General features: G+C 61.2%; 14 protein-coding genes and 1 tRNA gene. 10 read left to right on the plus strand and 5 right to left on the minus strand.

Translation table 11 applies throughout. The annotated features are described in order from the left end of the window. The 7 genes from HJC04_RS30060 to HJC04_RS30090 all read left to right on the plus strand — a co-directional run. A partial coding sequence (locus tag HJC04_RS30060; RefSeq protein ID WP_221147753.1) for an aminotransferase class I/II-fold pyridoxal phosphate-dependent enzyme occupies nt 1-224 on the plus strand: 224 nt, incomplete at its 5' end. Between the two features lie 330 nt (nt 225-554). After that, a complete protein-coding gene (locus HJC04_RS30065; protein WP_221147768.1) occupies nt 555-1532 on the plus strand; it encodes a LacI family DNA-binding transcriptional regulator in 978 nt (325 codons plus the stop codon). 54 nt (nt 1533-1586) lie between these two features. After that, entirely contained in the window at nt 1587-2825 is a 1239-nt protein-coding gene (locus tag HJC04_RS30070; protein ID WP_221147754.1) for a sugar ABC transporter substrate-binding protein, read from the plus strand. A 73-nt stretch (nt 2826-2898) separates the two neighbouring features. After that, nucleotides 2899-3816, plus strand: a complete 918-nt coding sequence (locus HJC04_RS30075; protein ID WP_210632921.1) for a carbohydrate ABC transporter permease — start codon at nt 2899-2901, stop codon at nt 3814-3816. Next, the gene (locus tag HJC04_RS30080; RefSeq protein WP_210632920.1) at nt 3813-4676 is read left to right on the plus strand and encodes a carbohydrate ABC transporter permease; all 864 of its coding nucleotides are present in this window, start codon (nt 3813-3815) and stop codon (nt 4674-4676) included. The genes HJC04_RS30075 and HJC04_RS30080 overlap by 4 nt, the downstream gene beginning before the upstream one ends. Before the next feature lie 135 nt (nt 4677-4811). Further along, nucleotides 4812-6734, plus strand: coding sequence for a glycoside hydrolase family 127 protein (locus tag HJC04_RS30085; RefSeq protein WP_221147755.1), 1923 nt, complete (start codon nt 4812-4814; stop codon nt 6732-6734). 11 nt (nt 6735-6745) lie between these two features. Further along, nucleotides 6746-7831: an ABC transporter ATP-binding protein gene (locus HJC04_RS30090; RefSeq protein ID WP_221147756.1), complete on the plus strand. Its 1086-nt coding sequence runs from the start codon at nt 6746-6748 to the stop codon at nt 7829-7831. An 18-nt stretch (nt 7832-7849) separates the two neighbouring features. Here HJC04_RS30090 and dxr read toward each other — a convergent pair whose 3' ends face one another. Next, nucleotides 7850-9040 carry a 1-deoxy-D-xylulose-5-phosphate reductoisomerase gene (gene dxr, locus HJC04_RS30095; RefSeq protein ID WP_221147757.1) on the minus strand — a complete coding sequence of 397 codons (1191 nt, stop codon included), beginning with the start codon at nt 9038-9040 and terminating at the stop codon, nt 7850-7852. Nucleotides 9041-9418: 378 nt separating this feature from the next. On the opposite strand from dxr, the gene HJC04_RS30100 reads away from it, so the two are divergent. After that, entirely contained in the window at nt 9419-10069 is a 651-nt protein-coding gene (locus HJC04_RS30100; protein WP_210632916.1) for a hypothetical protein, read from the plus strand. Between the two features lie 60 nt (nt 10070-10129). Next, entirely contained in the window at nt 10130-10420 is a 291-nt protein-coding gene (locus tag HJC04_RS30105; protein WP_221147758.1) for a BON domain-containing protein, read from the plus strand. A gap of 75 nt (nt 10421-10495) precedes the next feature. On the opposite strand, the gene HJC04_RS30110 is transcribed toward HJC04_RS30105, so the two are convergent. Continuing rightward, the gene (locus HJC04_RS30110) at nt 10496-10648 is read right to left on the minus strand and encodes a hypothetical protein (protein WP_210632914.1); all 153 of its coding nucleotides are present in this window, start codon (nt 10646-10648) and stop codon (nt 10496-10498) included. 114 nt (nt 10649-10762) lie between these two features. Further along, nucleotides 10763-11020: a hypothetical protein gene (locus tag HJC04_RS30115; protein ID WP_210632913.1), complete on the minus strand. Its 258-nt coding sequence runs from the start codon at nt 11018-11020 to the stop codon at nt 10763-10765. A 146-nt stretch (nt 11021-11166) separates the two neighbouring features. Here HJC04_RS30115 and HJC04_RS30120 point away from each other — a divergent pair, with 146 nt between their 5' ends. Continuing rightward, on the plus strand, nt 11167-11691 hold the full coding sequence (locus HJC04_RS30120; RefSeq protein ID WP_221147759.1) for a DUF2937 family protein: 525 nt from the start codon (nt 11167-11169) through the stop codon (nt 11689-11691). A 92-nt stretch (nt 11692-11783) separates the two neighbouring features. Here HJC04_RS30120 and HJC04_RS30125 read toward each other — a convergent pair. Beyond that, nucleotides 11784-11860 (minus strand) — tRNA-Arg (locus HJC04_RS30125). A gap of 54 nt (nt 11861-11914) precedes the next feature. Then, nucleotides 11915-13078 carry a M20 aminoacylase family protein gene (locus HJC04_RS30130; protein ID WP_210632911.1) on the minus strand — a complete coding sequence of 388 codons (1164 nt, stop codon included), beginning with the start codon at nt 13076-13078 and terminating at the stop codon, nt 11915-11917. Nucleotides 13079-13233: the final 155 nt, after the last annotated feature.

A 13233-nucleotide genomic window follows, 5' to 3' on the forward strand; every position in this document is an offset into this window, starting at 1 on the left:
CGGTGATGGTCGGCGATGCCGCCAAGTGCAAGTGGATCTCCGACCTGCTGCTCGACAATTGCGGCGTCTATGTCCAGCCGATCAACTATCCCACCGTGCCGAAGAAGACCGAGCGGCTGCGCATCACTCCGACACCGCTGCATTCCGACGCCGATATCGCCCATCTGGTCGACGCCCTGCATTCGCTTTGGTCGCGCTGCGCGCTGGCAAGGCACGTCGCCTGATCTAACGATCGCCTGGGTTCTCACGCGACGAATCAGAACCTCCCATCGGAGGTTCTGACGCCGATTGTTGTTCGTATTCATTAGCTGGATAAGATTATCAGCGCTGCCCTCTAGGGGCGAATGACGCAATGCGGTCCCATGGATTCGCATCGGCCGTTTCCACGCCTTCCTTCCTGCGATCCACGCCTCACTGCTCCGTCTCTCGAAATGCATGAGAAAACCTTTTCTCACTTGACAGAGGGATTGGTAAAAGCTTTTCTCAAACCAATTCAGAAGGAGGAAGGCCTGAACATATCGGGAGGAAAAAGGGGCAGGATCACCATCCATGAGGTGGCGTCGGCTGCCGGCGTGAGCATCTCGACGGCGTCGAAGGCGCTCAACGACACCGGTCGGATGGGAGCGGAAACACGCGAGCGGGTGAAGCGGATCGCCGGCGAAATCGGATATCGGCCGAATGCGCTGGCGAGAGGTCTTCTCAGCAAACGCAGTTTCACCATCGGGCTGCTGACGAACGACACTTACGGCCGTTTCACGCTGCCTGTGATGGCGGGCATTTCTGACGCTCTCGTCGATCATGGCGTTTCAGTTTTCCTGTGCGCCATCGAAGACGATCCGGCGCTCGCCCAGATCCATGTCGACGCGATGCTGGACAAGCAGGTCGACGGAATCATTGCAACCGGCAAGCGGCTGGACAAACGTCTGCCCGTCGACCTGTCGAATTTGCATGTGCCTGTCGTCTACGCCTTTACGGAGGGGACGCAGAACAGCGTTACGTTTCGTTCGGATGATGAACAGGGTGCGAGGCTGGCGGTGGAATGGCTCGCGACGATCGGGCGGCGGCGGATTGCCCATATCACCGGGCCGGAAGAGTTCTTTTCGGTGCGGGAGCGGGCCGGCGCCTATCATCAGGTAGCGGGCCACCGCGAGCCGGTGCGCTATGGCGTCTGGTCGGAAAGCTGGGGCCATGAGGCGGTCGAACAGCTCTGGAAGAGGCCGGGAGAAAAACCGGATGCGCTCTTCTGCGGCAACGACCAGATCGCCCGGGGTGCGGTGGATGCGCTGCGCGAGCGCGGCGTCAAGGTGCCGCAGGACGTCTCGGTGATCGGCTTCGACAATTGGGAGATTGTCGCGGCCCAGACGCGGCCGCCGCTGACGACGGTGGATATGGAGCTGAAGGAGTTGGGGCGGCAGGCCGGATTGACGGTGCTGGCGCTTGCGGAAGGACGGCCTGTCGAGCCGGGAGTGAGGAAGTTGCCCTGCCGGCTCGTCGTCCGGCGGTCATGCGGAGGTAGGACCCCCGAGGAATGATAATCAGGGAAATGAACAAGGCGCGAGGAGATGCGCCATATTGGGAGGAGTGTCATGATCAAGCGTCTATTGGCGGCGACCGGCATCGCTACCTTGTGCCTGGTGTCGGCTGCATCGGCTGCCGAGAACGTCGAAATGTGGGTCCGATCGGGGATTGGCGATGCCTTTAAGAAGGTCGTCGAAGCCTATAATTCCAGCCATGAGAACAAGGTCGTGATGACCGAAGTGCCGTTCTCCGAGCTGGTGCAGAAATATGCGACGGCAATCGCCGGCGGACAGGCGCCAGATGCCCTGTCGATGGACCTCATCTACAATCCTGCCTTTGCCGCGGCCGGACAGCTGGAAGACCTGACGGATTGGGCGAAGTCGCTTCCCTATTTCAACTCGCTTTCGCCGTCGCATGTCCGCCTCGGCACCTATCAGGACAAGATTTACGGGCTGCCGCTTTCCGTCGAAACATCGGTCTTCGCCTGGAACAAGGATCTCTACAAGAAGGCCGGTCTCGACCCGGAAAAGGCGCCTGATAACTGGGACGAAATCACCGCCAATGGGGAGAAGATCCGGGCTCTCGGTGACGATACCTACGGCTTCTATTTCTCCGGCGGCGGCTGTGGCGGCTGCATGATCTTCACCTTCACCCCGCTCACCTGGGGTGCCGGCGCCGATATCCTGTCGGCCGACGGCAAGAAAGCGACGCTCGATACGCCTCAGATGCGCAAGGCCATCGATATCTACCGCAACATGGTCAAGAAGGACCTGGTGCCGGCGGGTGCGGCCAGCGACAACGGTACGAACTTCCTGACCTTCACCAATGGCAAGATCGGCCAGCAAAGCCTCGGTGCCTTCGCTATCGGCACACTGGTGACTCAGCATCCCGAGATCAATTTCGGCGTGACCCTCATTCCCGGCGTCGACGGCAAGCCGTCGTCCTTTGCCGGCGGCGACAACTTCGTCATTACCAAGGGCACGAAGAAGATCGACGCGGTGAAGGAGTTCCTTGAATATATCTATTCGATGGACGGCCAGAAGATCATGGCGAAATATGGCAGCCTACCGACACGCGGCGACATCGCCGACAAGGTGCTTGAGGGCCTCGACCCGCGAATGCAAGTCGGCCTCAAGGCGATCAGTGTCGCCAAGACCCCTTATACGCTGCAGTTCAACGACCTCATCAACAGCGCCAATGGTCCGTGGGCAAGCTTCACCAACGCGGCGATCTTCGGCGACGACGTCGACGGTGCGTTCTCCAGCGCCCAGTCGGAAATGCAGTCGATCATCGATAGCGGCCAATAACTCTCCCAAGGCCGCGGCCGGGGAGCGGTGGCAGCTTCCCGGCCAATTTCCATAGACAGATGCGGAGCGATTGATGACCGGTTCCGGTTCAGAGACCCTATTGCCTCGGCGCAAGCGTCGGCGCAGATCCAACTGGCGCGGCCTTGCCTACATCGCGCCGGCGATGGCGCTGGTCATCGTCTTCTTCGTCATGCCGGTTCTCTTCACTGGGTGGATGAGCCTTCATAACTGGCCGCTGATGGGAGCGTCGCGCTGGATCGGCTTCAACAATTATTTCCGCATGTTCAACGATACTCGTTTCATGGCGGCACTGAATTTCACCGCCTATTACACCGTGATCGTCACCATCGCGATCTTCGCCATCGCCTTTCCGCTGGCAATCTTCGTCGAGAGGGATAGGCAGTTCGTCAGCGCCTACCGCACGATCATCTTCCTGCCTGTTGTGGTCGGCCTTGCCACAGCCTCGCTGCTCTGGGTCTGGCTTGCCAATGTCGATAGCGGTTTCATCGGCCCGGCCTTGAAGGCACTCGGTCTTCTGGAAAAGAGCCCCAATCTGCTTGCGACCTTCGACACAGCCTTCCTGACTGTTGTGGTGATGGTCGTCTGGAAGATCGCCGGCTTCACCATGATCATTCTGCTGACCGGGCTGCAGGCCATTCCGTCCGAGCTGACGGAGGCAGCCCGCATCGACGGCGCCGGCCGCTGGCAACGTTTCCGGCATCTGACGCTGCCGCTGATGCGTAAGACGATCGCGCTGGCGTTGATCGTCTCGGTCACCGGCTCGATCCTCGCCTTCGACCAGTTCTACATCATGACGGCCGGTGGACCGCAGAACAAGATGATCTCGGTGGTCTATTACATCTTCAACCAGTCCTTCGTTTCGTTCAATCTCGGTTACGGCGCAGCGCTTTCGATCGCGCTTCTCGCCATCCTGGTCGCCATCAGCATCGTGCAGCTCTGGCTGCTTCGCGTCGGGGAGGAGCGTCCATGACGACGTCAAGGCAACGCCGCGCCCGCAAGGCCATCCGTACGAAATCGGCCTATCATCTCACCGGCATCGCCATCTCGATCTTTTTCCTGGCGCCCTTCGCGATCACGCTGCTCGCCTCCTTCCGGCCGGGTACCGAAGCCAGCCTGCCGCCCTTGCCGCCGTGGCCGACATCCGGCGTCAGCTTCGATGCCTATGCGCTGCTCGATACGTTCGGGGCCGGCATCTGGCAGCACATGATCAATTCGCTGTTCGTTTCGGTGGCGACCGTCGTGCTGACCGTCGTCGTCAGCCTGCTCGCCGGCTACGGTTTCTCGCGTTACCGGTTTCCGATGAAGAATGCACTCTTTGTGCTGATCATCGCCACGCTGATGATCCCGTTCCAGTCGATCCTGACGCCGCTCTTCATCATCCTGGCAAAACTCGGCCTCAACAATTCGCTGCTCGGGCTGACGCTCGTCTATGTGACGCTGCAGCTGCCCTTCTCCGTCTTCATGATGCGCAACGCCTTCGATGCTGTGCCGAAGGAGATCGAAGAGGCCGCCCGCATCGACGGCGCGCGCGACCTCAGGCTGCTGGCGCGCGTTCTGTTGCCGCTGGTACTTCCAGGCGTCGCGACGGTGGCGATCTTTGCCTTCCTCAATGCGTGGAACGAGTTTCTCGCCGCGCTCGTGCTGCTTTCCAGCAATGAGAAATACACCCTGCCGGTGCTGATGACGGCGGTCCGCGCCGGGCGGCTCGGCGCCATCAACTGGGGAGCGGTGCAGGCCGGTGTCGTCGTCATGACGATCCCCTGCCTGATCGTCTTCCTGCTCCTGCAACGCTACTACATGCGCGGGCTGATGGCCGGCGCGGTGAAATGACCTCGAACAGGATGATTTAAGGCCGGGTCGGTCCTTAAATTCGAATCCTGTTCTAAATTAGAGAGTTAGAGCATGATGTCGTCCGGAAAAACCGCTCACACTTTTCGGCATCATGCTCTAGGGAAAGTGGAGCCCATGACCAAGTCAAGCAACGACCGCCAGTTTCGCCCCGTCGCCGTTCCCGATGTCGAGCTCGGCGGCTTCTGGGGCAAGTGGCAGGATGCCGTCTGCAATTCGACCGCCGAGACCCTGCTCGACCGCTGCGTCGAAGCCGGGATGTTGAAGGCGATCGACGTCAGCCAGCCGAGCCCGGGCGTCGTCATTCCCATCCAGCCCTGGGGCGGGACGACGCAGATGTTCTGGGATTCCGACCTCGGCAAGTCGATCGAGACGATCGCCTATTCGCTTTATCGCCGGCCGAACCCGAAGCTCGAGGCGCGGGCCGACGAGATCATCGACATGTATGAAAGGATGCAGGACAAGGACGGCTATCTGAACGCCTGGTTCCAGCGCGTCGAGCCATCCCGCCGCTGGACCAACCTGCGGGACCATCACGAGCTCTATTGCGCCGGCCATCTCATGGAAGCCGCGGTCGCCTATTATCAGGCGACCGGCAAGCGCAAGCTGCTCGATATCATGTGCCGCTACGCCGATTACATGATCAAGGTTTTCGGTCATGGCGAGGGGCAGATACCAGGCTATTGCGGCCATGAGGAAGTCGAGCTGGCATTGGTCAAACTTGCCCGCGTGACCGGCGAGAAGAAATATCTCGACCTCTCGAAATTCTTCATCGACGAACGCGGCACCGAGCCGCACTTCTTCACGGCCGAGGCTGCTCGCGATGGCCGCAGCGCTGCCGACTTCCATCAGAAGACCTATGAATATGGCCAGGCGCACCTGCCGGTACGCCAACAGACGAAGGTCGTCGGCCATGCTGTGCGCGCCATGTATCTCTATTCCGGCATGGCCGATATCGCCACCGAATACAAGGACGACAGCCTGACGACGGCGCTGGAAACGCTCTGGGACGATCTGACCACCAAGCAGATGTACATCACCGGGGGCATCGGCCCGGCCGCGTCCAATGAAGGCTTCACCGATTATTACGACCTGCCCAATGATACAGCTTATGCGGAAACCTGCGCCTCTGTCGGTCTGGTCTTCTGGGCAAGCCGCATGCTCGGGCGCGGGCCGGACCGGCGCTATGCCGACGTCATGGAGCAGGCGCTCTATAACGGCGCGCTGCCGGGTCTTTCCACAGACGGCAAGACCTTCTTCTATGACAACCCGCTGGAAAGTGCGGGCAGGCACCACCGCTGGAAATGGCACCATTGCCCCTGCTGCCCGCCGAACATCGCCCGTCTGGTGACGTCGATCGGCTCATACATGTATGCAGTTGCCGATGATGAGATCGCCGTGCATCTCTACGGCGAAAGCACCGCCCGGCTGAAGCTTGCCAATGGCGCCGAGGTGGAGTTGGAACAGGCTACCAACTATCCGTGGGACGGCGCCGTCGCCTTCACTGCCAAGCTGAGAAAGCCGGCCCGGTTTGCGCTGTCGCTGCGCATGCCGGACTGGGCGGAGGGCGCAACCCTCAGCGTCAACGCGGCGATGCTCGACCTCGGTGCCCATGTCCGCGATGGATATGCGCGGATCGACCGCGAATGGGCGGACGGTGATAAGGTGGCCCTCTACCTGCCGCTGGCGCTTCGCCCGCAATATGCCAATCCGAAAGTGCGCCAGGATGCCGGCCGCGTCGCCTTGATGCGCGGTCCGCTCGTCTATTGCGTGGAAACAACGGACAATGGCAAAGATCTCAACGCCATCGTTCTGCCCCGCGAACTCCCGGCTGCCGAAACCGTCGTGCTGAAGGACCTCAATGATGCCGTCGCCCTCGATCTCAAGGTCGAGCGTGAGGAAACATCGAATTGGGGCAATTCGCTCTACCGCAAGGCGCCGGCCGAAAGGCGGGTCGCCACCGCACGCTTCGTGCCCTATCATCTCTGGGACAACCGCGCGCCCGGAGAGATGCTTGTCTGGGTCCAGGCGGACAAGTAGGTCGTTTGGGGATGACGAACGGTATGGGCAACAAGAGCGTCGTCCTTCAGGACGTGCGAAAGAGCTATGGCAATCTGCAGGTGGTGCACGGCATAGACCTGACGATCGAGGAGGGCGAATTCGTCGTTTTCGTCGGTCCGTCCGGCTGCGGAAAATCGACGTTGCTTCGCATGATCGCTGGCTTGGAGGATGTGACCGATGGGGAGATCGAGATCAAGGGACGGCTCGTCACCGATCTCGATCCATCCGAGCGCGGCATCGCCATGGTCTTTCAATCCTACGCGCTCTATCCGCATATGAGCGTGCGCGAGAACCTCGCCTTCGGACTGAAGATGGCGCGCACCAGTCCCGCCGAGATCGAGATGCGCGTCAAGGCAGCCTCGGCGATCCTGAAGATCGACCATCTGCTCGACCGACGCCCCGGACAACTTTCCGGCGGCCAGCGCCAGCGTGTGGCGATCGGCCGGGCGATCGTGCGCGAGCCGGATGTTTTTCTGTTCGACGAACCGCTGTCCAATCTCGATGCGGAGCTGCGTGTGTCCATGCGCATCGAGATCGCCCGCCTTCATCGCGAGCTCGGCAACACGATGATCTATGTCACGCATGACCAGACCGAGGCGATGACGCTCGCCGACAAGATCGTCGTGCTGCGCGACGGCCGCGTCGAGCAGGCCGGAACACCGCGCGAAATCTACGAGAATCCTTCGAATACATTCGTGGCGGGTTTCATCGGCTCGCCGAGGATGAATCTCCTGAATGCCCGATGGAGCGAAGACGGTCTGGTCGACGTTGCCGGCGGGCGCGTCGAAAGTGGCCTGCTGCCGAAAGAAAGGCCGGCCGGTGCAGCCGTGACGCTCGGTCTGCGGCCGGAGCATCTGAAGGTGGCGCCTGAGCTCACTGGCAGCCTGACGGCAAGGGTCGATTTTTCGGAATATCTCGGCGGAACGCAGTATCTCTACTGCCAGCTCAGCGATGGCCAGTCGCTCACCGTCGAGCACCGGTCGCCGACCAGCATTGCGGCCGGCGAAGAGGTCAGCCTGCAGTTCGAGCCGCCGAATTGCCGATTGTTCGACGAGGGCGGCAATCGGCTGCGTTAGCTGCGCCCAAGCGAGCTCTCACCCGACGAGATCGAGTTTCATCAGCGCCGCCGCTCGCTGCCGGGCTTGCCGGTCGGCGTTGAAAACGTCGTCCATGCCGGCAGCCGGCGGCAGGCCGGCCAGGTCGTCCATGACCCTTTCGGTGACTTCGGCCATGGCGAGGAAGGAGAGGCGCCCATCGATGAAGGCCTCCAGCGCCACTTCCTTGGCGCCGTTCAGCACCGCGCCCTGAACGCCGCCGCGCGTCATCGCAAGACGCGCCAGCCGCAAGGCGGGGAACCGCACCTCATCCGGCGCCTCGAAATCAAGTCTCGCGAGCCTGGCGAAATCCAGCCGCTCGACCGGCAGGTTCGGCCGGCGCGGAAAAGACAGCGCATAGCCGATGGCGGTGCGCATGTCAGGTGCGCCGAGCTGGGCCAGCACCGAGCCGTCGGTATAACCGACCATGGAATGAATGATCGACTGCGGATGGAAGATCACCTCGATCTGCTCGGGCCTCAGCCCGAACAGATGGCGGGCCTCGATCATTTCCAGCGCCTTGTTGAACATCGAGGCGCTGTCGATCGAGATCTTCAAGCCCATCGACCAGTTCGGATGGGCGCGGGCGGTTTCCACCGTCACATCGGCCATCTCCTTCAAGGAGGCGGTACGGAAGGGGCCGCCCGAGGCGGTCAGGATGACACGCTCGACGGCATGGCGCTGGTTTTCTTCCAGCACCTGGAAAATCGCATTGTGCTCGCTGTCGACGGGAAGCAGCCTGCCGCCGCCGGCGCGGATCGCCCCGATGAAGAGATCGCCGGCCGAGACCAGACATTCCTTGTTGGCAAGGGCGATATCGGCGCCACGGCGTGCAGCGGCAAGCGTCGGCGCAAGACCCGCGGTGCCGACGATTGCCGCCATCACCCAGTCGGCCTCTCGGTCGGCTGCTTCCATGAGGCCGGATTTTCCCGACGCGACCGCGATGCCGCTGCCGGAAAGTTCGCTCTTCAGCGCTTCATAATGCCGGTCGTTTGCGGTCACCGCCAGCCGCGCGCCGAAGGATCTGGCCTGCCGGGCGAGCAGCTGGACATTGCCGTTGCCTGTCAGAACGGAAATTTCGAAGTTCTCCCGCCCGCCCAGATGTTCGACAACATTGAGGGTATTACGGCCGATCGACCCGGTCGAGCCGAAGATGCTGAGGCGCCGCGGCGCGGTTTTGCCGGTCATCATTTGGAATTTCGCGAAAAATGTCTCTCGTGGGCTCAGGCTCTACTAGGGTTTGGAGGGTGCGGCAAGTGTGCGGTGCAGCAGATATCAGCCCTGTAGGGGTTTACAGAGCGGCAGCGGGATGGGATCCTTATGACATTCCTGAAGGGATGTGATTCCCCTGCGGCCTCTCGTCGGCGCATGGGTAATCGGGGCGCTGCGGCGGCTATTGAAAAACGGGCACTTGGCTGCCCTCGGCTTTTTCGGCCAACATTAAATCGAGGATGACATCGGGATGAACGGCTTGGCCGTGCTGCCCGTTCGCGTTCGCTGCGAGCACTTTGGTGCGGTATCGTGCCATTCGATGAGCCGGCACGTGTCAGGGCAAAACGATCGGATCACATGACGATATTCAGAATAGCCATCATTCTTCTTGCCACCGTGCCTTCGCTGAGCGTGGCTGCAAAGGCGGACGACCTGCTGATCTGGTCGCCTGCCAAAGTGTCGGATCGATCGTACAAGGCGACAATGGGTTTTCGTCTGCCGGCGGAATGGGAAACGAGCGCTGGTGCCGACGTCGCATTGGCAGCGACAAAAGCCGGTGCGCCGCTGCCCGATTCCGAACAGGCCATGCTCTGGGGCAGGATCACCAAGACGAGCGTCACGCCGGCAGGCCAATCGCAGCAGGGGGCCAGGGTCAGCGTCGATACGCTGCGCGGCAGCGGCGCGCTGACACTCAGCCGCTCGCGCAGCTGGATTCTCTCGGATTCGCTCGACATGCAATCGAGCCGCTCCGTCAGCGTCCGTTACGATCCGGTCGACGCCAGGGAGACTTCGGTGACGGCGTCACAGGCGCTGAAGCTGATCCATCCCTGGACTGGAACCTCGCTTTCGGCCGGCGCGGGCGTCAGCAATGCGAGCGGCGACTTCTCGAGCACGGTGGCGGTCAACCAGGCGATCCTGCCGAACCTCAACCTCGATGCCTCGGTCAGCAATCCGTTTTCTCCCGATGAGGCCGGCAGCGTCAATCTCCGTTATCGCGTCAGCTGGTAACGCAGGAAACCAAACGAGGCCGATGGCGTTTCTTCTTCAGGTCTTTCGGAGGAACGGAATATGGTTTTCAAAGAGCCGACATTTCACGGGCTTGCGCCCGAAGTGGAAGCGGAGATCGCCAATCGCGCATCTCTCGAGGCCGCCGTCGCCAATGCTTTGGCAATTGCCGGCGGCATCGATGCGTCGGATGTGGAAGTGACGATGGAGGAAGACCAGGTCGTGTTGACAGGCACCGTCGGTACTGTCGGGGAGATCGAGCGGGCAACCGCCGTCGCCAGGGCAGTCGAAGGCGTGACTGCGGTGCAGAACCGAATCCTGCTCGGCGGGTCTGCTGTGGGAGAGCCGCACTGACATTGTCGAAACTTGCCCGCGCTTGCGAGCGCCGGCCTTGCCGACGCTATCACGGCGTTACGCCGGCTTGGCCGGTTAACCGGCGAATCGCTCGACGAGGAAGGATGAGCCGGCCGAGCGATCGGTCTTCGCTGTTGTCACCGGTCCCTGCGGGTGATAGGCGATGGCGAGCAGCAGAGCGCTGACGGCGACATAGGCGATTGCCAAAAGAGTCATCTTGATACGCATGATGAGTTCTCCCGTTTTCGCGATAAACGCGGCCGATGTTGCGAAGTTCCTCTTGGCGAAATCAAAGGAAAAGCCCGACCCCAATGCCCGGGCTTTTCATGCATAGACACTGCCTTATCGGCAGATCCGGGTCTCCTTGATGATCGTATGGCCGTGACGGCGGATTCTTTCCGTCTTGGTGAAGCAATCCTCGGAGACGCGGCGCATCATGTGATGGCGGTAGTAGGGGCGGTAGCGATAATAGGGCCCTTCCGAATCGCTATAATAAGGACGCGGGTTATCCGTGGTGATAGTGACACTTGCCGCCTGGGACGGCATGGCGGAAAGGACGGACGCTGCAGCGAGCGTGCAAGCAAGAATGAGCTGTTTCATGACGAGCCTCTCTTTCTGAGTTGGTCATAGTTTCAACTCGCCGGAAGCGCCGCCGGTTCAATCACATAGCGTTACCGATTGTGTCGAAGGCAGAAACCTTTGCGGCCGCGGATCGTTAGCGCAGGGAACAGCCGGAGGCCACGATCGTGGGACAGATTGCAAGGATCATCGCCATTGCCGCCGGACTTGCCGGCGGCACGGTCTTTTCGCAGGCGCCGGAATTTGCGCAGCAATATCGCCAGCGGATCGGCGGGGCGATCGATGAACTGCGTATCATCGTCGAGGACTTCAACCGCCAAGCCGCTCAGCACCATCTCGACCGCCGGCAGGCGCTGAACGCCTATGCCCAATCCTCCGACGATTTCCTGCGCGACCGCGGCGTCTCGATGCAGAGCACGATTACCCGTTACGAAGCACTGCAGTCGCAGCAACTGAAACTCGGCACCGCCGCCCCGGTCGCCAAGCCCTTCGTGCTGCTGAGGAATGCGGATGATGTGGTTTTCGCCAATACCTGGCGCGACTTCGTGCCTGGAGTGCCGATGAGCTTTGCCGGCCTCGTCTGGGGCGTAATCGGTTTTGCCGGCGGATGGGTGGTGGCGGCGCTGCCGGGGCTAGGGGCACGGCGGATCATAAGGAGACGAGGAGCCTATCGTCAGGTACCGCGAGCTTAATACGGGGCAAAGCCGTTCGGCGGTGATCTACAAGACGAGATCAGTCATTCCACCCATTCCCGCAGTGGCCATATGGCTCATCGCTTGAAAAATGGTGATCCCGGCGCGATTCGAACGCGCGACCCCCAGATTAGGAATCTGGTGCTCTATCCTGCTGAGCTACGGGACCACTTGGATGCCATGCATACAAAAGGCTTGGCGCGAAGCCAAGCCTTAATTCTTGTCAAAGGCCGAGGCGTTGTTCGGCAAGGCGGACCCAGTAGGAGATGCCGTGGGCTATGGCTTCGTCGTTGAAGTCGTAGGCCGGGTTGTGGAGGCCGGCGCTGTCGCCGTTGCCGATGAAGATGAAGGCGCCAGGGCGGGCGTTCAGCATATAGGAAAAATCCTCGCCGCCCATCATCGGATCGATTTCGGCATTGACGTTCGCCTCACCGGCAATGGCGCTGGCGATGGCGACGGCATGCTCGGTCTCATCGGGATGGTTGATGGTGACGGGGTAGTTGCGATTGAAGCTGATCTCGGCCTCGGCGCCATGGGCTGCGACCAGGCCTTCGATAATCTGCCGGAAGCGCGTTTCGGCAAGTGTGCGCATGTCGGCGTCCAGCGTGCGGACTGTGCCGGCGAAGGTCGCGTCATTGGGGATGACGTTATGGGCAAAACCGGCATTGAACTTGGTCACCGAGACGACGACCGAGCTGATCGGATCGGCGGTGCGCGAGGCGATCATCTGCAGGTTGGCGACGATCTGGGCGGCGATGGCGATCGGGTCGATCGTCCGGTGCGGCTGGGCGGCGTGGCCGCCGCGGCCCTTGATGGTGACGGTGAATTCGTCGGTCGCCGCCATGATGGCGCCCTTGCGGATCGCAAACTGTCCCACAGGCAGGCCCGGCAGGTTGTGCATGCCGTAGACCTCTTCGATTTCGAAGCGCTCCATCATGCCATCCTTGACCATCAGATTGCCGCCGCCGCCGCCTTCTTCGGCGGGCTGGAAGATGACGGCGACATTGCCGTTGAAATTGCGGGTTTCGGCGAGATATTTCGCGGCGCCGAGCAACATGGCGGTATGGCCGTCATGGCCGCAGGCATGCATCTTGCCGGGTGTCTTCGAGGCCCAGGGCTTGCCGGTGACTTCGGTAAGCGGCAGGGCATCCATGTCGGCGCGCAGGCCGATCGTGCGGCGGCCTGCGCCGTTGCCTTTGATCAGGCCGACGACCCCGGTGCGGCCGATGCCGGTGACGATATCGTCGACCCCGAATTCCTTGAGTTTTTCAGCGACGAAAGCGGCCGTGTTTTCCACTGCGAAAAGAAGCTCGGGCCGGGCGTGGATATGGCGGCGCCATTCGGCGACTTCGTCCTGCAATTCCGCGGCTCTGTTCAAAATCGGCATATTGGCGTTCCTGTTATCAAATCCCGACAATCACTCGTCGCTTCAAAAGGGCGTGAGGCCCATGCAAATACTTCGTCAATGACCTTTGCCATGTCATAGCCATATAGGCTAGATAGATGAAGGTTGCGAGATTTTCCGGACATCTGAAGGACGAA

The organism is Rhizobium sp. NLR8a, from assembly GCF_019685235.1.
Taxonomy (GTDB): Bacteria; Pseudomonadota; Alphaproteobacteria; order Rhizobiales; family Rhizobiaceae; genus Rhizobium.